The sequence below is a fragment of the Lentibacter sp. genome, assembly GCF_965658795.1.
Lineage (GTDB): Bacteria > Pseudomonadota > Alphaproteobacteria > Rhodobacterales > Rhodobacteraceae > Lentibacter.
Window position 1 is genome coordinate 75,987 of sequence record NZ_CBFHTG010000009.1, and the last position, 21,964, is coordinate 97,950.

Here is a 21,964-nt window from a genome sequence, read left to right on the forward strand (position 1 = left end):
GCCCCAAAACAAACGCGAGATATAGTGGTTGGCATGAGCAGGGCGGCAACATATGCGCCTGGCCCTGCCTAAGGTGAGAAGGGCAAGATGGACGGACATTTCAGAGAAGACTTTGTGCGCAGCCCCGCGGGCCTGAAGCAGCACCCCGCGTTGGTTCTCAATGCTGACTATCGGCCGCTGTCTTATTACCCGCTCTCGCTCTGGCCATGGCAAGACGCTGTGAAGGCTGCTTGGCTGGATCGGGTCGAGATCATCGCCGAATATGACGAGGTGGTGCGCAGCCCCTCCACGGTGATCAGGATCCCGTCTGTTGTTGTCCTCAAAGATTATGTCAAACCTCAAAAGCGCGTGGCCTTCACGCGCTTTAATTTGTTTTTGAGGGATGAATTCTGCTGCCAGTACTGTGGCTCCAAAGGCGATCTCACATTTGATCATGTGGTGCCACGCGCCGCTGGTGGCGTAACAAGCTGGCAAAATGTGGTTGCGGCCTGTTCGCCCTGCAACCTGCGCAAAGGCTCGCGCAGCCTGCGCCACTCGGGCCTGAGCCTGCGCAAGCCCCCGCGCGCCCCCGCCGCAGAAGAGCTGCGCAACATGGGCCGCAAATTCCCGCCCAATCACCTGCATGACAGCTGGATGGACTTTCTCTACTGGGATGCCGAGCTTGACGCCTGAGCGCCCATGCCAAGCCATATGATGGCCGCAGACAAGAGCGCAAAAGCAGCCGAGGCCAAGGCGACAGCCTGAAAGCCCGAGATCATGGCCGCGCCGTGGCCCTCTGTCTCGGAGAAGGCCCCAAAGCTCTCAAGCCCGCCTGAGGCGACATAGCCCGCTTGCGCAAGCACGCCCAGGCTTGCCACCCCCATCAGCCCCGCCACCCGTGCGGCGGCATTGTTAACCCCGGAGGCTGTCCCTGCCTGCGCATCAGGCACCGAGTTCACAACAGCGGTGGTGAGCGGCGCCACAACAAGCGCCAGCCCGAAGCCCACCAGCGCCGTTGAGGGCAAGACACCAAACCAGAATGTCTTTAAGGCAACGGCAAAGCTCAAGCCCACAAAGCCGGCAGCGATAACCAGTGCGCCAGCGGCAATGAGCGGACGTGGCCCCCAGCGGTCGGCTTGCTTGCCCATTTTGGGCGAGAGCAGCGCAATCATAACAGACATGGGGGCAAAGGTCAGCGCGGTGAGGAGCGCATCTTGCCCCCAGCCTGCGATCAGGGTCATCGGCAAGTAAAACAGCACGCCCTGAAAGCCCATCCAAAGGAACAGCGTGGCCAGATTGACTGAGGAAAAGTCGCGCAAGGCAAAGAGGCCAATGTCGACCATTGGCTGCTCTATGCGCCGCTCATACCAGACAAAAGCCGCCAGAACCCCAAGCCCGGCAACCCCGTAGCCTGCGGTCTTTTGGGTAAAGGCAAAGGCGATCAGGAAAAAGGCAAGCGAGGCGAGGGCCGCACCTGCAAAGTCGATCTTCTGGGCCGGATCAGTGGCCGCGTCGCGGGTGTTGGCCACAATCAGCCAGATCGCGAGCGCCCCGAGCGGCAGGTTGATCGCAAAGATCATCCGCCACGCCTCTGGCCCGCCAAAGCTGAGGAACATGCCCCCCAGCATCGGCCCAAGCGCTGTGGTGAGAGACGAGCTGGCCGCCCAGAGGCCAATGGCCGCTCCGCGCTCGCCGCGCGGATAGGCCCGCGAAATCGCCGCCAAAGAGCCGGGGACCATCACCGCGGCACCAAGCCCCTGCGCGACGCGCGCCGCAATCATCTGGTCGGGCGTTTGCGCCAGCGCACAGAAGACAGATGCCGCCACAAAAAACGCGATCCCGCCCGCAAAGCTGCGCCCAAGGCCGAGCTTGTCGCCCAAAGCGCCCCCCGCAAGGATAAACCCGCTCAGCATCAGCATATAGCCGTTATAGATCCACTGCGCCTCCGCCAGCCCTGCGCTCAGGCTCTCACGGATGGCAGGCAGGGCAATGGCCAGCACCGAGCCATCGATAAACCCGAGGGCCGAGGCGAGGATGGCCGCAATCAGCACAAAGTGGCGCTTGTCGGCGGCCACAAAAGAAACGGGCACCACAGTCTCCTGTGATGCCCCTGTCTGACGTGTCATCTGGTCAGCCGCTTAGGCTGGATCTTTGGAGGCAGGGGCTGCCGCTGCGGCGGCCGCTTGGGCTGCGCTGCCTTTTGCGCCCGAGTTCAGCGGATCATCCTGACGCTGCACCGAGCCTTCAAAATGCGCGCCGCTCTCGATGGCGATTGTCTTGTGGATGATGTCGCCTTCAACACGTGCTGTTGAGGTCAGGCGCACTTTCAAGCCACGGACACGGCCCACGATACGGCCGTTTACAACCACATCGTCTGCAATCACTTCGCCTTTGACAGTGGCACCTTCACCAACCGTCAGAAGATGCGCGCGGATGTCGCCCTCGATCGTGCCTTCGATCTGGATGTCGCCCGTCGTGCGCAGGTTGCCTGTGACGTGAAGGTCAGAGGACAAAACCGAGGCAGGGGGCTTGGCTTTGGGCGCAGATGGCTTGAACTCGTTGCCGCCAGACATGGCAGGCTTGGACGGAGCCGCAGGGGCTCCCTTATCAGCGCTTGGAGCAGGTGTTGTGCTATCAGCCTTGGGGCCAGGTTCGTTGATTTTGCTTTTAGAAAACATCGTTAGCTGCCTTGATATAGATCATTGGGTTCACGGCTTCTCCGCCTACACGTACTTCATAGTGCAAGTGGGGGCCTGTCACACGTCCAGAGGCTCCCATATCACCAATTCTTTGTCCGCGCGAGACCCTTTGTCCAACTTTAACTCGAATTTGGCTCTGGTGTGCGTAGCGGGTCTCGATGCCGAACTCGTGCTGGATCTTCACAAGGCGGCCATATCCCGAGCTCCAGCCCGCATGTGTGACGATACCATCCGCCGTCGCATAGAGCGGTGTGCCGACGGGGCCGGCAAAGTCCACGCCCTTGTGCAGGCGGCGTCCGCCAGTCTTTGGGTCGCGGCGGTAGCCGAAAGGCGAGCTGAAGCGGTAGCCGGCTTTGACAGGGTTGGCAAAGGGCGCTTTTGAGGCGGCCAGGCGGTAAAGGTTGAGGCGGTCAAGTTCGCCGATAATACGGTTGGCGCGGCGTTCGGCGGGGGAGGGGTCTTCACCGCGCGTTGAAAACGACATCGGTGTGAGCGCGCCGCCTTGGCCCGAATAGCCACGGCGCACTTGGCGCAGAAGCGTCTCTGTGTTCATGCCTGCGGCGCGGAACATCTTGTCCAGCGGCTTCACAGACACTGTCATGGCTTCTTCAAGCTGACGGAAAATCTGGTCGTTCTGGTCTTTCATCAGTGCGATGCGCTCTTCCATCTCGGCGGCCTGGACAAAGGCGTCTTGCGCATCGGCAACCACTTTGTCGCGCTCGGCGGCGGTTTCGGCCAGCGCCTTGGTGATCAGGCCAAGCGCGTTGCTGTTCGAGCTGATCCCGGCAACCTGCACAGGGCTGCCGCTGTCTTGGGCGGCGGCCAGAGAGGCCAGCTGCTCACGGGCATCATCCCGCTCGTTCATGGCCGAGCGCAGAGTGTTCTGGATGATCTCGATGCCTGTTTCCATCTCGCGGCGGCGGGTTTCAGAGGCCAGAAGCTCTGATTGCATCCGCGAAATCTGCTGAAGCGCTGTGTTGAAGCGCTCTTGCGCGGCGAGGGCCTCTTCAGCGCGCACATCGCGCTGCTCGGAGATAAAGTTCAGGCGGGCTTGATAGGTTTGCTGGTCGCGTTTGGCTTGCTCGCGAAAGTTGCCCGCACCGATGCTGTCCATCATGAGAATGGCTGTCGCCACAATCGACCAAGCCACCACCGTGGCCGCTGCCATAAAGGTAAAGAGCTGCACCAGCGGACGAAGGCGGATAAACCGCGTGTCCTTGTCAGATCTCAAAAAGACACGCCGCTCTGGAAAATACCGTTCCAGAAACGAGTCGATACGTATTGCAAGCTGTGTGCGCAAAGATGAGTTCCTCGGCCGTTTCTATCATAACGTGGTGTGCCCCTCACGGGGGCTGCCACAGTCTGACGGCCCATCCCAAGACGCCATCTCAAAAGGGATTACCGCTCCGTTAACAAAGGCGCAAGTTTTTTGGCCAATCTGTAACGCAACTTATTGGAAACACGCATTTAACGGCGAAATCCCGCCGATCCGCACGCGGGCCTTAGCGCGCTTTGGTGGGCGTTTCGTCGGCAAGCGGCCAGTAAAAGTCAGGCGGCAAGCCTGCTTCGGCGCGTTTTTCTTCGTTGAACGGCGGTTTGAGCTGGCTGTGAAAGTAGTGTTTCACAAGACGGTGGAACTCGTCCTTCGGGTCAAGGTTGTGGCGCCCGCACAAGAAGTGGAACCACTTTGAGCCATAGGCCACATGGCCCACTTCCTCGCCATAAATGATCTCAAGCGCGTCGACCGCCTCGGTGAGGCCCGCTTTGCGAAACACCTCGATCATCCCCGGGGTCACATCAAGGCCGCGCGCTTCCAGCACCATGGGCACAACCGCGAGCCGCCCCATAAGGTCTTCGGCGGTGTCTTCGGCCGCGCGCCACATCCCCGCATGGGCAGGCAAAGCGCCGTAGTGGCTGCCCAAAGCTTCAAGGCAGTCGCTCACAAGGTTGAAGTGCTTGGCTTCTTCATCCCCTGCTTTGACCCAGTCGTCATAGTAGCCGATGGGAAAAGGCACATGCGAAAACCGCGCAATGATATCCCAATGCAGATCAACCGCGTTCAGCTCGATATGGGCCACCGCATGCAAAAGCGCGATGCGCCCCTTTTCAGAGCCGGGTTTGCGGCGGGGCACATCACGGGGGCTGAGCAGCTCGGGCGCGTCAGGGCGGGCAGGGTGCAAGGGCGGATTGGCCGTTCCGATCTCAAGCGGTGTGCCAGCAGCGCGCGCGGCAAACCATGTGGCCGCATGTTTGCGCGCCAATGCGGTTTTTTCGCGCCCGTCGGCACAGCTCAAGACCTCAACAGCCATCTCCGCCAGAGTATCAGCCATTGGCCAGCTCTTTCACGGCGTCAAGCACAGCCTCTACGTGCCCCGGCACCTTCACTTTGCGCCACGCGCGCACAACCTGGCCTTCGCCATCAATCAGGAATGTCGCACGCTCAATGCCCATGAAACTTTTGCCATACATCTTTTTTTCGGCCCAAACGCCGAAGTCCTCGCAGGCGCTGCCGTGCTCGTCTGACAAAAGCGGCACAGTCAGCTCTTGCTTGGTGCGAAACTTGCCGTGGCTCTCAAGGCTGTCCTTTGAAATCCCGAAAACCTTTGCGCCAGCGGCTTCAAAGGCGGCAAGATCGGCCGAAAAGCCCTTGGCCTCTGTGGTGCATCCGGGCGTGTTGTCACGCGGGTAGAAAAACAGAACAACAGCCTGACCGCGCAGCGCGCTCAGCGTCACAGTCTCGCCTGTGTCACTCGGCAAGCTAAAATCAGGGGCGGAAAATGGCGTATCTTGGGTCATCTTGGCTTTACCTCTACCGTCTCGTGGGGTTTCATATTATCGCGAGGGCGCGCACGCAAGGCGAACGGCTCTGACTGGCTACGGCCTGGCGTGCTGACCCGATGAAAGAAACTGCCAGCGCGTTGTGCGATGGCCCGAAAGCGGACCATGACCCAAGAGCCCGAAAGCCCAGAGAGCCCCCCCGAGGCGCCCCAGCTGATGAGGCCCAAAAGCCGGCGCAAGCGCGCGGCTGTGGGTGTGCTCAGTCTTGCGCTTCTGGCGCTCATGCTTGTGGCGGGCGCCATCGGCTTTGTTGCGCTGCGCACCGAGCCTCTGGCCATACCCGCTTGGGCCGAGGCGCGTATCCTCACACAGATTAATGCCAACCTTGCGCCTTATACTGCACAGATCGGCAGCACCTCTGTCGTGGTTGAGGAGGGCTGGGCCCCCCGTGTTTTGCTGACAGATGCCGAGCTGCTGGATGGCGAGGGCGCGCGCCTTGTCTCGCTTGAGAGCCTGTCTGTGGGGCTGGCGCTTGCGCCGCTTGCCAAAGGCGCGCTTCACCCGACAGACCTTCGCGTTTCAGGCACACGCCTTGGGGTGCGCCGTGACACGCAGGGCGCGTTTTGGCTCAGCTTCGGCGAAGAGCTGGCCGCTGGCGGCGATGCCGAGCAAAGCGCAGGGTTTGCCCAGAGCATGGCCAAGGTCGATGACTGGTTGGCGCGCGAGGCTTTGGCCAGTTTTGACCGTGTCGATGTGAGCGACGTGACGCTGCGCTATGAAGACGAGCGCGCCGCGCGCAACTGGACGGTGGATGGCGGCCGCCTTGAGCTTGTCCATGAGGCAGGCGATCTGCGCTTGCGGGCCGATTTTGCGCTGCTCACAGGTGGCGCGTCGGCGGCGGGTGTTGAGGCCACATTCGAGCGCCGCGCCGGTGCGCAGGACTCTGTGCTCAGCCTCAATCTGATAGACTTCCCCGCGCGCGATCTGGCCACACAGTCAGCCGCGCTTTCGTGGCTTGAAGCTCTCAACGCGCCGATCTCGGGCGCGCTGCGCCTTTCGGTGGGCGCTGCGGGCGAGCTTGGCCCGCTCAGCGCCACCTTGCAAATCGCCGAAGGTGTGCTGCAGCCCAATGAGGCGGCCAAACCTGTGCCCTTCACCTCGGCGCGCACCTATTTCAGATATGACCCGCTGCGCCAGATCGTGCAGTTTGACGAGATCGACCTGCAAAGCGACTGGGTGAGCCTGCGCGCCGAAGGTCAGCTTGGCCTTGTCATGGAAGAGGGGGGCTGGCCCGAAGCGTTCGTGGGCCAGCTGCGCCTTGGCAAGATCGAGGCGAACCCGACCGAGATCTTGCCAAACCCTGTCGGCTTTGATGGCGGCTTTGTTGATCTGCGCCTCAGCCTTGATCCGTTTCGGGTCGAGGTTGGCCAGCTCGGGCTGCGCGATGGCGAGACAAACCTCCATCTGGAAGGCAGCATCGAAGCGCTGCCCAAAGGCTGGAGCTATCAAGTGCAGGCTGCGGCCACAGCGCTTGATCTGGAGAAAGTGCTCGCGCTCTGGCCGGAGAGCGCCGGTGTGAAAACCCGCAAATGGGTGGCGGCCAACGTTCTGGAAGGCCGTATCAACGAGGCCCAGTTTGCCCTGCGCGCAGGCCCAGATGTCAAACCCGAGCCGCTTGTGTCTTTCGGGTTTGAGCGCGTTAAGCTGCGCTTTTTGGAGGGGTTGCCGCCCATCGAGGGGCTGGCAGGGCAGGCGAGCCTTCTGCGCAAGCGCTTTGCGGCGCGCGCCACACGCGGCACGGTGCTCGCCGCAGAAGGGGGGCGCGTCAATGTGGCGGGTACAGAGTTCATCATTCCGCGCACCTTACCCGCGCCTGCAAAAGCGCAGGTGAAGCTGATGGCCAAGGGGCAGATCACGGCACTGCTGAGCGTCGCCAATCTTGAGCCGATCAATGCGCTGCGCGCCACAACGCTGCCCGTGTCTCTGGCCGACGGGCGCGCAGAGGTCGAGGGCACCATCGGCTGGACGATGCAGCGCAATCCGCCCCCTGATGCGCTTGGCTATGACATCACCGCCAAGCTGACAGAGGTGCGCAGCTCCGTGATTGTGCCGGGGCGGGTTCTGGCCAGCCCCGCGCTTGAAGCGCGCATCACCCGCGAGGCGCTCACGGTCACAGGCGCGGCGCGGCTTGATACGATCCCTGTCTCGGGCACGTTCCGCGCGCCCCTTGGCCCTGAGGCCGATGCCCCGACTGTGACAGCAAAAGTAGAGCTTTCCCCCGAGTTTGTGCGCAGTTTCAACCTTGGCCTCCCTGACGGCACCGTCTCTGGACGCACCAACGCCGATATTGCGCTGACGCTCGTAAAAGGCGCAGGCCCGCGCTTTGAGCTGCGCTCTGATCTTGCGGGGCTTGGCCTTGCCATCCCCCAGATCGGCTGGCGCCACAGCGCAGCTGCGACAGGGGCGCTTGCGGTCACAGGGCGTTTGGGCAGCGATATGGCGGTTGACAAGATCAGCCTCGCGGCCTCTGGCCTGACGGCCGATGGCACCGTCTCGCTGGACCAAGGCCGCTTTCAAAACGCCAGCTTTGAGCGTGTGACCGTGGACAACTGGCTCTCGGTGCCCCTCAAGATCGTGTCTCGCGGTCAGGGCCGCGCCCCGCAGATCGAGATCAGCGGAGGCCGGCTGGATATGAGCCAGACCACGCTGGGCGCAGGGGGCAGCGCAGGCGACAAGGGGGGCGGGCCGATCCTTGCGCGCCTTGACGAGCTGGTCATTTCCTCGGGTATTTCGCTGCGCAGCTTCCGTGGGGAGTTTGACACAGCCAATGGCATTGAGGGCAACTTCTCCGGGCGCGTGAATGGCGAGGCGCTTGTGTCAGGGCGGGTTGTGCCCCAAGGCGGGCGCAGCGCCTTTCGTCTGCGCTCTGAAGACGGGGGGCAGGTTCTCAAGGCCGCAGGGCTGTTGAAGAACGCGACAGGGGGCACGTTTGATCTGACAATGGCGCCGGCCTCAGCCAAAGGCAGCTACAATGGCTCCCTCAAAATGACCGCCGTGCGCCTCAAGGATGCGCCCGCCATGGCCGAGCTTTTGAACGCGGCAAGCGTCATCGGGCTTCTGGAGCAGCTTGGCGGCACGGGTATTCTCTTTAACGAGGTCGAGTCCCGCTTCCAGCTCACACCCTCCCGCGTTGTGGTGAGCAAGGCCAGTGCCGTGGGCACGTCGATGGGCATCTCCATGGATGGCTATTACGACCTTGCCTCTGGCGCGATGGATATGCAGGGCGTTGTCTCGCCGTTTTTCATCCTCAATGGCATCGGCGCGATCTTTACGCGCAAGGGCGAGGGGCTGGTGGGCTTCAACTATAACATGCGCGGAACAGCCGCCGCACCCAAAGTGCAGGTCAATCCGCTTTCGATCTTTACGCCAGCGATGTTTCGCGAGATATTCCGCCGCCCACCGCCCGAGATAAAGCGTTAGAAAATATGAAACTTTCCGACTTCGACTTTCACCTCCCCGAAGCGCTCATTGCAACGCGCCCTGCGCGGCCTCGCTCCTCGGCGCGGCTTTTGGTGGCCGAAGGGGCCGAGACAGGCGCACCCCTTGCAGATGCGCAGGTGTTTGAGCTGACGCGCTGGCTCGGGGCCGGGGACAGGCTGGTGATCAATGACACCAAAGTCATTCCCGCGCGTCTCTTCGGGGCGCGCCACCGCACCGGTGAGGCAGGGGCCACAAGCTCCCAGATCGAGGTGACGCTTCTCAGCCCCACCGCCACGGGCGGCTGGTCGGCGCTGGTCAAGCCTTTGCGCAAAATCCGTGATGGCGAAGAGATCGTCTTTGAGGCGGGTCTTGTCGCCACGCTCCTCAGCCGCGCCGACGGGCAGGCAGAGCTGCGCTTCAACCTTGAAGGCGAGGCCTTTGAAGCCGCGCTCAACGAGGCAGGGGCCATGCCGCTGCCACCCTATATTGCCGCCAAACGCGCAGCCGATGCGCAGGACAAAACCGACTATCAGACCGTATTTGCCCGCCAGACAGGGGCCGTGGCCGCGCCCACAGCCTCGCTCCACTTTGATGATATCTTGCTGGAGGCGCTCAAAGAGGCAGGGGTCGCCTTTACCTTTGTCACGCTGCATGTGGGCGCAGGCACGTTTCTGCCCGTCAAAGTCGATGATGTGACAACCCATAAGATGCACGCCGAATGGGGCGAAGTTACAGAGCAGGCCGCTGCCGAAATTGCAGCAACCAAAGCGGCGGGTGGCCGTGTCATCCCTGTTGGCACAACAGCGCTCAGGCTGCTGGAGAGTGCGGCGCGCGGCGGGGCGATCAAGCCATGGGAAGGCGAAACCGATATCTTCATCTACCCGGGTTTTGAGTTTCAGGTGGCTGACGGGCTGATGACCAATTTCCATTTGCCCAAATCAACCCTGATGATGCTGGTTTCAGCCCTCATGGGGCGCGAACGTGTCATGGAAATTTACAAACACGCGATAGACACGGGCTATCGCTTCTTTTCCTATGGCGATTCTTCACTGCTTCTGCCCAAAGCCCGCGCAAACCGCTAGGCCAGCCACGCCGCACGGGGCGCAAAATCCGCCAAAGGCCAAAACAGACGTGAAGTGTCGGTTTCAATCCCGACATGAAGCTGTTTGAAGTCCACTCCCGCCGTGAGGCATAAGGATAAAGTCATGTTACAGGTTCTCTCATCATCTTGGGCGTTGATGCTCGGTATGATGCTTTTGATGGTCGGCAACGGCTTGCAAGGCACATTGCTTGGTGTGCGCGGTGACATCGAGGGCTTTAGCGCCTTTCAGATGTCGATTGTTATGTCGGCGTACTTTGTCGGCTTCCTTGGCGGATCGCGCCTTACGCCCACCATGATCCGCCGTGTGGGCCATGTGCGGGTCTTTGCGGCGCTTGGCTCGTTTATCTCGGCAGTGCTTATCCTCTACGCCACATGGACAGACCCTTGGGCCTGGACCTTCATGCGTGTGATCATCGGTTTTTGCTTCTCGGGCGTTTACGTGACAGCCGAAAGCTGGCTCAACAACTCAGCCGACAACCAGAACCGTGGCAAGGCCCTCTCGCTTTACATGATCATGCAGATGCTCGGCATCATCATTGCGCAGGCGCTGCTGCTGGTGGCCGATCCTGCGGGCTATGTGCTCTTCGTCATTATTTCGGTGCTGGTCTCGATCTCTTTTGCGCCCATTCTGCTCTCGGTCAGCCCCACACCAGCCTTTGAGGCGACCAAGCCCAAGACCCTGCGCGAGATCATGGAAATCTCGCCTCTGGGCTGTGTCGGCATGTTTCTCCTTGGCGGCGTCTTTGCGGCCCAGTTCGGTATGAGCGCGGTTTATGGCACAAAAGTGGGCCTGAGCCTGCCTCAAATCTCGCTGTTTGTGTCGATGTTCTATATCGGCGCAACGCTGATCCAGTATCCGCTTGGCTGGCTTTCTGACCGAATGGACCGCCGCTTGCTCATCATGATCGTGTCAGGCGTCTGTGCGCTTGGCGCGATGGTGGGCATGGTGTCGGGCGGAAACTATCCGCTCTTGCTGGTCTCGGCCTTTCTCATCGGCGGGCTGTCAAACCCGCTCTATTCGCTGCTCGTGGCCTATACCAACGACTTTATCGAGCTTGAGGATATGGCCTCGGTCTCGGGTGGGTTGGTGTTCATCAACGGGTTGGGGGCAATCTCGGGGCCTGTCATCACAGGTTGGCTCATGAGCACCTTTGGTGCAGGGGCCTATTTCTTGCTGATCGCGGCTTTGCTTGTGGCCCTCACGGTCTATGCCGCCTACCGCATGACACAGCGCTCCGCCCCTGCGGGCGATGAGACAAGCTCCTACGCGCCGGTCTCTATGTCGTCCTCCGCTCTGGCGGTGGAATATGCCCTCGAAGCAGGGGCCGAAGATGATGAAAGTACAGAAGCGTCATAATTTTGTTAATTTTGTTGCAAAACTTTACTTTCATTTGAATTTTTTGCCGCTAACCTCACGTTAACCGGGGGCAAATGGTGAGGAGTTGGACCCATGAGCATGCAGGTAACGCCAGAGGATGTTTTGGCATTTTGGTTAGACGACGTCGGGCAGGCGGGCTGGTATAACAGCACCGATGCGCTCGATGCCGAAATCCGCGACCGTTTTCTGGGCACATGGGAGGTTGGCGCAGCGGGCGGTCTGAGCGAATGGCTCAAGAATGCCGAGGGCGCGCTTGCCTATATCATTCTTCTGGACCAGTTCTCGCGCAACATGTTTCGCGGGCAGGGCGAGGCCTTTCTCACAGACAAGAAGTCGCTCTGTGCTGCCAAATGCGCCATCAACAAAGACTGGGATCTGAAAATCGCCGAGCCACAGCGCCAGTTCTTCTACCTGCCGCTCATGCACGCCGAAAGCCTCTCTGATCAGGATCGTTGCATCCGCTTGCTGATGAACCGCCTGCCAGAAACAGGCGCATCTAATCTATTGCACGCGCGGGCACACCGCGAGGTCATCCGCGAGTTTGGCCGCTTCCCGTATCGCAACGAAGCTTTGGGCCGCACAACAACTGCACCTGAAGCAGAGTACATGCAAAATGGCGGCTACGGCGCAACCGTACGCGCGCTTGAGGCAGCCTAAGCCCTTCTGTTCACTGTGAAATAGAGCGGAGCCTGCGCAAATTGCGCTGGCTTTTGCTCAAAAGATTGATCCGCGCCTGAATTTAGTTTAACGTCAAACTAATTTTTCAGGCGTGGTTTTTGCCGCGCGATTCTCGTGACAAAAGCGGAGACAGACATGGCAGCCAAATCCTTTGATATGATCGTGATCGGCGCAGGCCCGGGCGGTTATGTGGCCGCGATCCGCGGCGCGCAGCTGGGCCTGAATGTGGCCATCGTCGAGCGTGAGCACATGGGCGGCATCTGCCTCAACTGGGGCTGCATCCCGACAAAGGCGATGCTGCGCTCCTCTGAAGTCTTTCACCTGATGCACCGCGCCAAAGAGTTTGGCCTCAAGGCTGACGGCATCGGCTATGATCTTGACGCTGTCGTGAAGCGCTCGCGCGGGGTGGCCAGCCAGCTTTCAGGCGGCATCAGCCACCTGATGAAGAAAAACAAGGTTACAACCTTCATGGGCGAGGCCACAGTGCCCGCCAAAGGCAAGGTGTCAGTCACAACAGAGAAGGGCGTTGAAGAGCTCACCGCCAAGCACATCGTTCTGGCCACAGGCGCGCGCGCGCGCGAGCTGCCCGGCCTTGAAGCCGATGGCGATCTGGTCTGGACATACAAACACGCGCTCACGCCCAAGCGTATGCCCAAGAAGCTCCTCGTGATCGGCTCAGGCGCGATCGGCATCGAGTTTGCCAGCTTTTACAACACTTTGGGTGCTGACACGACCGTGGTCGAAGTCATGGACCGCGTGCTGCCCGTGGAAGACGCCGAGATCAGCGCATTCGCCAAAAAGCAGTTCGTCAAGCAGGGCATGAAGATCATGGAGAAAGCCATGGTCAAACAGCTCGACCGTGGCAAAGGCCGCGTCACCGCTCATATCGAAACAGGCGGGAAGACCGAAACCCAAGAGTTTGACACCGTCATCTCCGCGGTCGGCATCGTCGGCAATGTCGAAGGCCTCGGCCTTGAGGCGCTCGGCGTCAAGATCGACCGGACACACGTCACTGTTGATGAATACTGCCGCACAGGTGTTGAAGGCCTCTACGCCATCGGCGATATCGCAGGCGCGCCGTGGCTTGCCCACAAAGCCAGCCACGAAGGCGTCATGGTCGCCGAGATGATCGCGGGCCAGAAGCCCCACGCCGTGCGCCCCGAAAGCATTGCAGGCTGCACCTATTGCCACCCGCAGGTGGCGAGCGTGGGCTACACCGAAGCCAAGGCCAAGGAACTCGGCTATGATGTCAAAGTCGGCCGCTTCCCCTTTATCGGCAATGGCAAGGCCATCGCCTTGGGCGAGCCTGAAGGCATGGTCAAAACTGTGTTTGATGCCAAAACAGGCGAGCTTCTGGGCGCGCATATGGTGGGGGCAGAAGTCACCGAGCTGATCCAGGGCTATGTCGTGGGCCGTCAGCTTGAAACAACCGAAGAAGACCTCATGCAAACGGTCTTCCCACACCCCACGCTTTCTGAAATGATGCATGAAAGCGTGCTGGATGCATATGGGCGCGCGATCCACTTTTAAGGGTTTTGTCTATGGTGTCTCTCAACCGCGTGGTGATGAACAGATCAAGCGCCACGTGGTTGAATGCACTGCCGCTGCAAAGCATGGAGCTGGCCGAGATTTCCGGAAAATGGGGCCAGCGCCTCACGGCCAAGAGCTACGAGCGCTTCAAATATCCCGAGCATGACATCTGCAAAGGCCCCTACCTTGATAAACAGGGCCGCGCGCGCCAGTTTGATCTCATTCTGGCCAATCAGGTCTGGGAGCATCTCGACAGGCCTTTTACCGCGCTCTGCCATGTCCATGACATGCTGCGCGACGGGGGCTACTTCTGGATCGCGGTGCCGTTCTATCTGCCCTTTCATGCGGCGCCCAATGATTGCTCCCGCTGGAGCGCGCGCGGGCTGAAAAACCTGCTCATTGAGGCAGGCTTTCCAGAAGAGCACATCCGCGCTGAAGAATGGGGCAACCGCGCCGCAGCGCTGCGCAACCTCGAGCCTGACTGGCCCCCGAAATATGACCCTGCCACAGACGATCTGGGCAATGACCCAGCATTTCCGATCTGTGCCTGGGCCTTGGCGCAGAAACGCGACTAGAAGGCACGCCGCGCCTTTGGCGCGCCGATCCGCTGGGGGCTTGGCCTGTAACGCGCGCAGTCGGCCCCAGACCCTCGGGATATTTTAAGCAAAAAAGAGGGGCTAGCGGCTCAGCGCCCCGCCTGCGGCTTGCCAATGGCTCAGCCCGCCAAGGTTGTGGACGTGCTGATACCCCAGCTTGCGCAGGATCATCACCCCTTGGGCCGAGCGTGCGCCTGTGGCGCAGTAAAGGGCCACGGGCTTGTCAGGGCTCAACGCCGTGTGGCGTGCGCTGTTGCTGGCGTCTGCTGCCGCAGCCAAGCGCCCCAGTGGCAGGTTGATCGCACCGTTGGCAAAGCCTGTTGTGTCCAGTTCCTGCGGCTCGCGCACATCGACCAGCAGCATTTCTCCCGTCGAGATCCGCTCAAGGCAGAGGGCCGGGTCTGTGCGTTTGAGCGCGCGGAAAAAGGCAAACATGGCGAGGCCTCGCAGTGGGGCAGGGCAGTGTCCTGCAATATTCAAATTCTGATAATGGAATATAACCTGAGCAGCAACCCCGCATTGAGGCAGCCGCGCACTTGCGCCTATAAGCGCGGATGAAAACCAATTTTCCTCTTGTCTTTCTGCTCTGGGGTGCGGGCCTTGGCGCGGCAGCCCAATATGCCAAGGTCAGCGTGGTTTTTGATTCATTGCCAGAGCTTTACCCCGAGGCAGGCGCGGCCCTTGGGCTGGCTGTCTCTCTGGTGGGGGCGGTTGGTCTCGTGCTTGGCGTTGTTGCGGGCATTCTGGTGGCGCGCGCAGGGTTTCGCCGCACATTGCTGCTGGCGCTTTGGGGCGGCGCTGTCCTGTCGGCCTTGCAGGCGCTTGTGCCGCCCTTTGTGGCCTTTCTTGCGCTGCGCCTGCTGGAGGGGGTCTCGCATCTGGCACTTGTGGTGGCGCTGCCAACCTTTATCGCCCAGCTGAGCGCGCCAGCCCACCGCGGGCTAACCCTCACGCTCTGGGGCACTTTTTTTGGCGTAGCTTTTGCGCTTGTTGCGGCTTTGGGCCAGCCGCTCGTGGCGCGCTATGGGGTGCCGGCGCTGTTTTTGGCCCATGCGGCCTATATGGCCAGCTTTGCGCTGGTCCTGTCGCGCGTGCTCAAGCCGTTGGGGCAGGGCGTGCCCGAGGCCTTGCCCGGCTTTGGCGCGCTCATGGCGCAGCATGTGGCCATCTACTGCTCGCCAAACCTCTCGGCGCCTGGCTTTGGCTGGCTGTTTTACACCTTCTGCTTCGTCGCTGTGCTCACGGTTTTGCCGCCTTATTTGCCTGAGGCCGCGCGCTTCTGGGTGATGGCGGCAATGCCCTTGCTCAGCATCTTCAGCTCCATGACCCTTGGGGTTGCTCTGTTGCGCTTTATGCCTGCGGTGCGTGTGACCATTCTGGGGTTTCTGCTTGCTGTGCTCACCATGGTCTGGCTTTGGGCTGTTCCGGCCGCGCCTCTGGCCTGCCTTGCGCTGGCGCTAGCCTTGGGGCTGATCCAGGGCTCCGGCTTTGCCTCGGTGCCCGAGCTCAACCAGAGCGCGGATGCGCAGGCACAGGCCAACGGGGCGATGGCGCAGATGGGCAATCTGGGCAATACGCTTGGCACGCCTGTTATGGTCGCGGCCTTGGCTTGGGCTGGCTATGCCGCGTTGCCTCTGCTCATCGGTGCGATGCTTCTGGCGGGGGCGGGCGTACACCTCTGGCTCGCATATCGCCGTGCGCGCCACAGCTTTTCATCCGACAGGTAAAAACCTGCGTATTCCCTATGCTACCTTTGCGGGGCGTTCCTGAAACGTTCTCATTTTCGGGTTGGAAGTTACCCAAAACTTAACTACATCTGGGCCCAAGCAAAGCTGAAGGGCGAGCAGATGGCAGAACTCAAATACATCGAAGTGCGCGGCGCGCGTGAGCACAACCTCAAAGGCATTGACGTTGATATCCCGCGCGACCAGCTTGTGGTGATCACGGGTCTGTCAGGCTCGGGCAAATCAAGCCTCGCCTTTGATACAATCTACGCCGAGGGCCAGCGCCGCTATGTGGAATCGCTCTCTGCCTATGCGCGCCAGTTTCTGGACATGATGGAAAAGCCCGATGTGGACCACATCAGCGGCCTGAGCCCCGCGATTTCTATCGAGCAGAAAACAACGAGTAAAAACCCGCGCTCCACCGTCGGCACCGTCACCGAGATCTATGACTATCTGCGCCTTCTGTTTGCCCGCGCGGGCACGCCCTACAGCCCCGCCACAGGTGAGCCGATCGAGGCCCAGCAGGTGCAAGACATGGTTGATCGCATCATGGGCATGGAAGAGGGCACGCGCGGCTACCTGCTTGCGCCCATCATCCGCGACCGTAAGGGCGAATACCGCAAGGAATTCCTTGAGCTGCGCAAACAGGGCTTTCAGCGCGTGAAGGTTGACGGCGAGTTCTACGAGCTCGACGAGCCGCCCACGCTCGATAAGAAATTCCGCCACGACATCGACGTGGTGGTTGACCGGATCGTCATCCGCGAGGGCATGGAGACACGGCTGGCTGACAGCTTGCGCACAGCGCTTGATCTGGCCGACGGGATCGCGATCCTTGAGACAGCGCCAAGCGAAGGCGAGCCCGAGCGCCACACGTTTTCCGAAAAATTCGCTTGCCCCGTCTCGGGCTTCACCATCCCCGAGATCGAGCCGCGGCTCTTCTCGTTCAACGCGCCCTTCGGCGCGTGCCCCGAGTGTGACGGCCTCGGCATGGAGCTGTTCTTTGATGACCGCCTCGTGGTGCCTGATGCCACGCTCAAAATCTATGATGGCGCGCTTGCTCCGTGGCGCAAGGGTAAGTCGCCCTATTTCCTCCAGACCATCGAGGCCATCGCCAAACACTACGAGTTTGACAAAAACACCCGCTGGAAAGACTTGCCCGCCCATGTGCAGCAGGTCTTCCTTTATGGTTCGGGAGATGAGGAAATCCCCTTCCGCTATGATGAGGGCGGCCGCGTCTATCAAGTCAGCCGCGTGTTTGAAGGCGTGATCCCCAACATGGAGCGCCGCTATCGCGAGACCGACAGCAACTGGATCCGCGAAGAATTCGAACGCTACCAGAACAACCGCCCCTGCGGTGCCTGTGGTGGCTACCGTCTGCGCGAAGAGGCGCTCGCGGTCAAAATCGCGGGGGAACACGCGGGGCAGGTGGTGCAGAAATCCATCCGCGAAGCGCTGGAATGGGTTGAAAACGTGCCTGCCAGCCTCAGCGTGCAGAAAAACGAGATCGCCCGCGCGATCCTCAAGGAAATCGGCGAGCGCCTTGGGTTCTTGAACAACGTGGGCCTTGATTACCTCTCGCTCAGCCGCAACTCGGGCACGCTCTCAGGCGGCGAAAGCCAGCGCATCAGGCTTGCGAGCCAGATCGGCTCAGGCTTGCAAGGCGTGCTTTATGTGCTGGATGAGCCCAGCATCGGCCTGCACCAGCGCGACAATGGCAGGCTTCTCACCACGCTCAAAAACCTGCGCGATGCGGGCAACACCGTGATTGTGGTGGAGCATGACGAAGAGGCCATTCGCGAGGCGGACTATGTCTTTGATATCGGCCCGGGCGCGGGTGTGCATGGCGGTAACGTGGTGAGCCACGGCACCCCCGAGTATGTGACCAATGACCCAAACAGCCTCACAGGCCAGTATCTGTCCGGCACCCGCGAAATCGCCATCCCGCCCAAGCGGCGCAAAGGCAACGGCAAGAAAATCAAGGTGGTCAAGGCGACAGGCAACAACCTGAAGAACGTGACAGCCGAGTTCCCGCTGGCCAAGTTTGTCTGTGTCACGGGCGTGTCAGGCGGGGGCAAATCCACGCTCACCATCGAAACGCTCTTCAAAACCGCCTCGATGCAGCTCAATGGCGCGCGCCAGACGCCCGCACCCTGCGAGACCATCAAAGGGCTGGAGCATCTGGACAAGGTCATCGACATTGACCAACGCCCGATTGGCCGCACACCGCGCTCCAACCCTGCCACCTATACGGGCGCGTTTACCCCCATCCGCGACTGGTTTGCTGGCCTGCCCGAAGCCAAGACGCGTGGCTACAAGCCGGGGCGCTTTTCCTTCAACGTCAAAGGCGGGCGCTGCGAGGCTTGCCAAGGCGATGGTGTGATCAAGATCGAGATGCACTTCCTGCCGGATGTCTATGTCGAATGCGAAACCTGCAAAGGCGCGCGCTACAACCGCGAGACGCTGGAAGTAAAGTTCAAGGGCAAGAGCATTGCCGATGTGCTCGATATGACCGTGGAAGAGGCGCAAGACTTTTTCAAAGCCGTGCCCAGCATTCGCGAGAAGATGGATGCGCTCATGCGCGTGGGCCTTGGCTATATCAAGGTCGGCCAGCAGGCGACAACGCTCTCGGGCGGTGAGGCGCAGCGCGTCAAGCTTTCCAAAGAGCTGGCCAAGCGCTCCACAGGGCGCACGCTCTACATCCTTGATGAGCCCACAACAGGGCTTCACTTTGAAGATGTGCGCAAGCTTCTGGAGGTGCTGCAAGAGCTGGTTGAGGGCGGCAACACCGTGATCGTGATCGAGCACAACCTCGACGTTGTCAAAACCGCCGACTGGATCATCGACATTGGCCCCGAAGGTGGCGATGGCGGCGGCGAGATCGTGGCCGCAGGCACGCCCGAGAAAGTGGCTGACGAGCCGCGCAGCCACACGGGCTATTACCTCAAGCCAATGCTTGCCGCAAAGCAAGCCGCAGCGGAGTAACGCCATGACCCTTGGCCTCGCTCTCGGGTCTGGCGGTGCGCGCGGGTGGTGTCACATCGGCGTGCTGCAAGAGCTTGAGGCCATGGGCATCCGCCCCGACGTGGCGGCTGGCTGCTCCATGGGGGCACTTGTGGGGGCGGCTTGGGCAGGTGGGCGGCTTGATGCGCTGGCCGATTGGGCCACAGGGCTCACCCGCAGCCGTGTCATGCGCCTGCTGGATGTGCGCCTTTCGGGCGGCGGGCTTGTGCAGGGGGGCGCAATCGCCCAGATCATTGAAGAGATCGGGTTGCCCGATGACTTTTCTGACCTTGAGAAGCCCTTTCTGGCCGTGGCCACAGATATGACCACAGGTCAGGAAATATGGCTGCGTGAGGGGAGCCTTTGCAACGCTGTGCGCGGCTCGATGGCCATGCCCGGTGTCTTTGCACCGTTTCACCACGAAGGGCGTTGGCTCTTGGATGGCGGGATGGTCAACCCTGTTCCAAGCTCGGCCTGCCGTGCGCTTGGTGCCGATACAACCCTCGCCGTAAACCCGAACGGAGCGCATGATGACAAGCTCTGGGTGCCTGCGGAGCCGTCGCGCAGCTTCTGGCGCTTTGAGGGGCTCAAGGAGTGGGCCGATATCTTGCCAGAGGGCTTGCAGAAAATGCTGCCCGAGGCGCGCAAAGACGAGCGCCCCGTACCACCTGATTATCTTGATGTGGTGTCCACATCGATGGACATTATGAGCCGCTACCTCCGCCAGACGCGGCTTGCCAGCGATCCGCCCCAGATTTTGCTAGAGGCTGATCTGCGCCAGACTGTGCTTGTGTTGGAGCTTGAAAAAGCGGGCGTCGCCATTGAAGCAGGGCGCGAGCTTGTGCGCGCGCAGGCTGATGACATCCGCGCAGTCTGCGGCGGCAAAGGCCAGTAGCCCGCCGCCGCGCTGTCTTATTTTTTCATCGGGCAGGTGTTGAACCCGAAGATCTTGTAAAGCGGGCAAGTGCTCATCAGGCCTGTCGCAAGCGGGACGATCCCGATGAGGTAGAGCCAGTTGTAGCCATTGGCCGAGTTCAGAAAAAATCCGAGGATCAAAGCAGCACCGACAACGATGCGCAGGATGCGGTCAAGACCGCCAACATTCTTGGTCATAACGACCTCCAAAATAACATTCCACAATTCATATGTGTAATCTTAATTTTCGGTAAACAAAAGGGGGAAGTTGGAGGGGCCACTTCAGGAGCGCGCGCGGCCTTACCTAAATTTGTGTTAACACAAGCGAGGTGCAGGGCGGTGCACGCATGGTGCACGCCCGGTGCACAGGTATCACCCCCCCATGATAGACCCCCAGTGGAGGCGTTAACCCCGCCGCGCGATAAAGCCATATTTGAGTAACCAGACATAGCAGCGCTCTACAGTCAGCGGGTTGAATTTGAGGTCTTTGGCAATCTCTGTTGCGACAGCGCCCTGCGGGCCGACCTCTGTAATAGCGTCAAGAACGCGGCGCAGTGTTTCAACCTTTTCAAAGGGTTGTTTAAGGTTCTTAAACTGGCGCAAGTCATAGACGTCTTCCAGAGAGGGGCTGCGATGGGTTGCCACACAGGCCGCGATGCCACGGGGCAGCGGCGCACTCGGGTAGCTCGCAAAGAGCTTTGTTGGCGCAGGTGCGGCAGGATTTGGCTGTAATCCAGCCGTGTCACGGGCGCTCAAAGCCCTCTGGCGAATACTTGAAAGTTCTGCCCAAAGCATCTGATATTGCGGAATAATTTTGGCCCAAGAATACAGTTTTCTAACCCGTTTCAGGCCAGCCGCGCCCATGGCCCTCCGCTTCTCGGGGTCACACGCCAGCCTGACAATGGCCTCGGTGAGAGCCGTCAGGTCAACTTCAGTTAAAGCGCTGATATTGCTGGTATATTGCGCATATGACAGCCGTTTTGACACATAGGCCCAAGCCTCTGTCGCCCCATGGCCCGCGGCAAGCCCTCGGGTGGGAACGCGAATACCCACATCCTCACTCACCGTGTCGCGCATCCCGTCCCAATCCGTGGTGATCTGGGGCAGGCCTGCAGCCATGGCTTCCAGCGGGGCAAGGCCGAATGTTTCTTGAATGTTATCAATGGGGAAGGTGAAGATATCTGCGCCCGAAAGGGCCTCGTCGCGCGCCTCTTTCAGGCTGCCGTCAAGGTGGGTGTAGCTCACATTTGGCATGAGAGCTTTCGCACCTGTTTCAAAGATCTCTTGAGAGTGTTTGTCTGCATAAATCCCGCAAGCCACAAAGTGCAGCTTCATCCCCTTGGGGAGCTTGGCCTGTGCGGCTTCCATAGCCAGAAACAGCGGGAACGGATCAAATTTGCCATAGGGTGTCAGGCGGGAAAGTGTCGATATAACAATATCCTGTGCGCCAATACTCAAGCGCTCTCGCAGCCGTTTGCGCGCTGCAGGATCGTGGGCGTAATCCTCGGGTGTGATCCCCAGTGGAATAACAGGCATCATCGGGCGGGCCGGCACAGTGCCAAAGCGCTGGCGGATATAGTCATCCACCATATCGTGCTGTGCCTCCTGGCTCGCAAGCACCGCCTGTGAGGTACAGATCACCGCATCCCAAGGCATTTGCGGTGCAAGGCGCAGATCGACAGCCCCCTGCATGACCGCGCTTGTGGCGGTCGTATGGGTGATGCCGCAGATGGAATAGGCTGTATTTCCAAGGGTTTGCCGCCGCCACAGCTCGCTCGCGTAGTTGGGGGCCGGATAGTACAGCACATCAACAGGTGCTATCTTGCGCGCATTGAAAAACTCGACACCGCGAATTGGCTTCTTAGCACCCAAAGCCTTTAATTGTGCTTCAAAAGCCTGTGCGCCTGACAGGGTTTCGCTGAGGCTGACAAACTCATCCACCTGAGCATGCTGCACAAACCCTTTCAAAAACGAGGCTCCCGCAACACGGCGGCCATTGATCCCTTTTGTTTCAGGGTCATAGCCATCACTGGCATACCAGATTGCGGCGTTGGCAGACGGTGCGCTCACAGCGGGCGCTCACAGGTAAACATAAACATTTTAAA

At 60.4% G+C, this 21,964-nt stretch carries 19 protein-coding genes; 10 read left to right on the top strand and 9 right to left on the bottom strand.

The features are described from left to right. Nucleotides 1–87: 87 nt before the first annotated feature. Nucleotides 88–672: an HNH endonuclease gene (locus tag ACTG3X_RS08475; protein WP_439110819.1), complete on the top strand. Its 585-nt coding sequence runs from the start codon at nucleotides 88–90 to the stop codon at nucleotides 670–672. Here the strand turns inward: ACTG3X_RS08475 and ACTG3X_RS08480 are convergent. The 5 genes from ACTG3X_RS08480 to bcp form a co-directional block, all read right to left on the bottom strand. Beyond that, entirely contained in the window at nucleotides 645–2,105 is a 1,461-nt protein-coding gene (locus tag ACTG3X_RS08480; protein ID WP_439110820.1) for an MFS transporter, read from the bottom strand. The genes ACTG3X_RS08475 and ACTG3X_RS08480 overlap by 28 nt on opposite strands. 12 nt (nucleotides 2,106–2,117) lie before the next feature. After that, on the bottom strand, nucleotides 2,118–2,657 hold the full coding sequence (locus tag ACTG3X_RS08485; protein ID WP_439110821.1) for a bactofilin family protein: 540 nt from the start codon (nucleotides 2,655–2,657) through the stop codon (nucleotides 2,118–2,120). Next, nucleotides 2,647–3,978 (bottom strand): DUF5930 domain-containing protein, encoded by a 1,332-nt coding sequence (locus ACTG3X_RS08490; RefSeq protein ID WP_439110822.1) that lies wholly within the window; start codon nucleotides 3,976–3,978, stop codon nucleotides 2,647–2,649. Before ACTG3X_RS08490 ends, ACTG3X_RS08485 begins: the two co-directional genes overlap by 11 nt. 202 nt (nucleotides 3,979–4,180) lie before the next feature. Further along, on the bottom strand, nucleotides 4,181–5,008 hold the full coding sequence (locus ACTG3X_RS08495) for a ferritin-like domain-containing protein (RefSeq protein ID WP_439110823.1): 828 nt from the start codon (nucleotides 5,006–5,008) through the stop codon (nucleotides 4,181–4,183). After that, nucleotides 5,001–5,474 (bottom strand): thioredoxin-dependent thiol peroxidase, encoded by a 474-nt coding sequence (gene bcp, locus ACTG3X_RS08500; RefSeq protein WP_439110824.1) that lies wholly within the window; start codon nucleotides 5,472–5,474, stop codon nucleotides 5,001–5,003. The genes ACTG3X_RS08495 and bcp overlap by 8 nt, the downstream gene beginning before the upstream one ends. 198 nt (nucleotides 5,475–5,672) lie before the next feature. Here bcp and ACTG3X_RS08505 point away from each other — a divergent pair, with 198 nt between their 5' ends. Together ACTG3X_RS08505 and queA are read left to right on the top strand one after the other, a co-directional pair. Further along, entirely contained in the window at nucleotides 5,673–8,936 is a 3,264-nt protein-coding gene (locus tag ACTG3X_RS08505) for a hypothetical protein (protein WP_439110825.1), read from the top strand. A 5-nt stretch (nucleotides 8,937–8,941) separates the two neighbouring features. Next, complete coding sequence (queA, locus tag ACTG3X_RS08510) at nucleotides 8,942–10,018, top strand: tRNA preQ1(34) S-adenosylmethionine ribosyltransferase-isomerase QueA (protein WP_439110826.1); 1,077 nt, start codon at nucleotides 8,942–8,944, stop codon at nucleotides 10,016–10,018. On the opposite strand, the gene ACTG3X_RS08515 is transcribed toward queA, so the two are convergent. Beyond that, the gene (locus ACTG3X_RS08515) at nucleotides 10,015–10,143 is read right to left on the bottom strand and encodes a hypothetical protein (protein WP_439110827.1); all 129 of its coding nucleotides are present in this window, start codon (nucleotides 10,141–10,143) and stop codon (nucleotides 10,015–10,017) included. The genes queA and ACTG3X_RS08515 overlap by 4 nt on opposite strands. Between ACTG3X_RS08515 and ACTG3X_RS08520 the strand changes: the two genes are divergently transcribed. The 4 genes from ACTG3X_RS08520 to ACTG3X_RS08535 all read left to right on the top strand — a co-directional run bounded on the left by ACTG3X_RS08520 (nucleotide 10,142) and on the right by ACTG3X_RS08535 (nucleotide 14,199). After that, nucleotides 10,142–11,395 (top strand): MFS transporter, encoded by a 1,254-nt coding sequence (locus tag ACTG3X_RS08520; RefSeq protein WP_439110828.1) that lies wholly within the window; start codon nucleotides 10,142–10,144, stop codon nucleotides 11,393–11,395. The genes ACTG3X_RS08515 and ACTG3X_RS08520 overlap by 2 nt on opposite strands. A gap of 93 nt (nucleotides 11,396–11,488) precedes the next feature. Continuing rightward, complete coding sequence (locus tag ACTG3X_RS08525; protein WP_439110829.1) at nucleotides 11,489–12,073, top strand: DUF924 family protein; 585 nt, start codon at nucleotides 11,489–11,491, stop codon at nucleotides 12,071–12,073. 156 nt (nucleotides 12,074–12,229) lie between these two features. Further along, nucleotides 12,230–13,624 (top strand): dihydrolipoyl dehydrogenase, encoded by a 1,395-nt coding sequence (gene lpdA, locus ACTG3X_RS08530; protein ID WP_439110830.1) that lies wholly within the window; start codon nucleotides 12,230–12,232, stop codon nucleotides 13,622–13,624. An 11-nt stretch (nucleotides 13,625–13,635) separates the two neighbouring features. Then, a complete protein-coding gene (locus ACTG3X_RS08535; protein WP_439110831.1) occupies nucleotides 13,636–14,199 on the top strand; it encodes a class I SAM-dependent methyltransferase in 564 nt (187 codons plus the stop codon). A 102-nt stretch (nucleotides 14,200–14,301) separates the two neighbouring features. Here ACTG3X_RS08535 and ACTG3X_RS08540 read toward each other — a convergent pair whose 3' ends face one another. After that, nucleotides 14,302–14,655, bottom strand: a complete 354-nt coding sequence (locus ACTG3X_RS08540; RefSeq protein ID WP_439110832.1) for a rhodanese-like domain-containing protein — start codon at nucleotides 14,653–14,655, stop codon at nucleotides 14,302–14,304. A 119-nt stretch (nucleotides 14,656–14,774) separates the two neighbouring features. Between ACTG3X_RS08540 and ACTG3X_RS08545 the strand changes: the two genes are divergently transcribed. The 3 genes from ACTG3X_RS08545 to ACTG3X_RS08555 all read left to right on the top strand — a co-directional run bounded on the left by ACTG3X_RS08545 (nucleotide 14,775) and on the right by ACTG3X_RS08555 (nucleotide 19,839). Further along, nucleotides 14,775–15,947 (top strand): MFS transporter, encoded by a 1,173-nt coding sequence (locus ACTG3X_RS08545; protein ID WP_439110833.1) that lies wholly within the window; start codon nucleotides 14,775–14,777, stop codon nucleotides 15,945–15,947. 120 nt (nucleotides 15,948–16,067) lie between these two features. Next, on the top strand, nucleotides 16,068–18,926 hold the full coding sequence (gene uvrA, locus ACTG3X_RS08550) for an excinuclease ABC subunit UvrA (RefSeq protein WP_439110834.1): 2,859 nt from the start codon (nucleotides 16,068–16,070) through the stop codon (nucleotides 18,924–18,926). Between the two features lie 4 nt (nucleotides 18,927–18,930). Then, a complete protein-coding gene (locus tag ACTG3X_RS08555; protein WP_439110835.1) occupies nucleotides 18,931–19,839 on the top strand; it encodes a patatin-like phospholipase family protein in 909 nt (302 codons plus the stop codon). 17 nt (nucleotides 19,840–19,856) lie between these two features. Here ACTG3X_RS08555 and ACTG3X_RS08560 read toward each other — a convergent pair whose 3' ends face one another. Together ACTG3X_RS08560 and ACTG3X_RS08565 are read right to left on the bottom strand one after the other, a co-directional pair. Continuing rightward, nucleotides 19,857–20,057: a YgaP family membrane protein gene (locus tag ACTG3X_RS08560; RefSeq protein ID WP_439110836.1), complete on the bottom strand. Its 201-nt coding sequence runs from the start codon at nucleotides 20,055–20,057 to the stop codon at nucleotides 19,857–19,859. A 207-nt stretch (nucleotides 20,058–20,264) separates the two neighbouring features. Then, nucleotides 20,265–21,929 (bottom strand): glycosyltransferase family 4 protein, encoded by a 1,665-nt coding sequence (locus tag ACTG3X_RS08565; RefSeq protein ID WP_439110837.1) that lies wholly within the window; start codon nucleotides 21,927–21,929, stop codon nucleotides 20,265–20,267. Nucleotides 21,930–21,964 lie beyond the last annotated feature (35 nt).

Excerpts from the sequence above, each read along its gene's own strand:
- ACTG3X_RS08480 (WP_439110820.1), bottom strand. The coding sequence starts at position 2,105 with ATGACACGTCAGACAGGGGCATCACAGGAGACTGTGGTGCCCGTTTCT.
- uvrA (WP_439110834.1), top strand. The coding sequence starts at position 16,068 with ATGGCAGAACTCAAATACATCGAAGTGCGCGGCGCGCGTGAGCACAAC.
- ACTG3X_RS08495 (WP_439110823.1), bottom strand. The coding sequence starts at position 5,008 with ATGGCTGATACTCTGGCGGAGATGGCTGTTGAGGTCTTGAGCTGTGCC.
- ACTG3X_RS08485 (WP_439110821.1), bottom strand. The coding sequence starts at position 2,657 with ATGTTTTCTAAAAGCAAAATCAACGAACCTGGCCCCAAGGCTGATAGC.
- queA (WP_439110826.1), top strand. The coding sequence starts at position 8,942 with ATGAAACTTTCCGACTTCGACTTTCACCTCCCCGAAGCGCTCATTGCA.
- ACTG3X_RS08520 (WP_439110828.1), top strand. The coding sequence starts at position 10,142 with ATGTTACAGGTTCTCTCATCATCTTGGGCGTTGATGCTCGGTATGATG.
- ACTG3X_RS08505 (WP_439110825.1), top strand. The coding sequence starts at position 5,673 with ATGAGGCCCAAAAGCCGGCGCAAGCGCGCGGCTGTGGGTGTGCTCAGT.
- ACTG3X_RS08560 (WP_439110836.1), bottom strand. The coding sequence starts at position 20,057 with ATGACCAAGAATGTTGGCGGTCTTGACCGCATCCTGCGCATCGTTGTC.
- ACTG3X_RS08545 (WP_439110833.1), top strand. The coding sequence starts at position 14,775 with ATGAAAACCAATTTTCCTCTTGTCTTTCTGCTCTGGGGTGCGGGCCTT.
- ACTG3X_RS08540 (WP_439110832.1), bottom strand. The coding sequence starts at position 14,655 with ATGTTTGCCTTTTTCCGCGCGCTCAAACGCACAGACCCGGCCCTCTGC.
- ACTG3X_RS08515 (WP_439110827.1), bottom strand. The coding sequence starts at position 10,143 with ATGACTTTATCCTTATGCCTCACGGCGGGAGTGGACTTCAAACAGCTT.
- ACTG3X_RS08535 (WP_439110831.1), top strand. The coding sequence starts at position 13,636 with ATGGTGTCTCTCAACCGCGTGGTGATGAACAGATCAAGCGCCACGTGG.
- ACTG3X_RS08525 (WP_439110829.1), top strand. The coding sequence starts at position 11,489 with ATGAGCATGCAGGTAACGCCAGAGGATGTTTTGGCATTTTGGTTAGAC.
- bcp (WP_439110824.1), bottom strand. The coding sequence starts at position 5,474 with ATGACCCAAGATACGCCATTTTCCGCCCCTGATTTTAGCTTGCCGAGT.
- ACTG3X_RS08475 (WP_439110819.1), top strand. The coding sequence starts at position 88 with ATGGACGGACATTTCAGAGAAGACTTTGTGCGCAGCCCCGCGGGCCTG.
- ACTG3X_RS08555 (WP_439110835.1), top strand. The coding sequence starts at position 18,931 with ATGACCCTTGGCCTCGCTCTCGGGTCTGGCGGTGCGCGCGGGTGGTGT.
- lpdA (WP_439110830.1), top strand. The coding sequence starts at position 12,230 with ATGGCAGCCAAATCCTTTGATATGATCGTGATCGGCGCAGGCCCGGGC.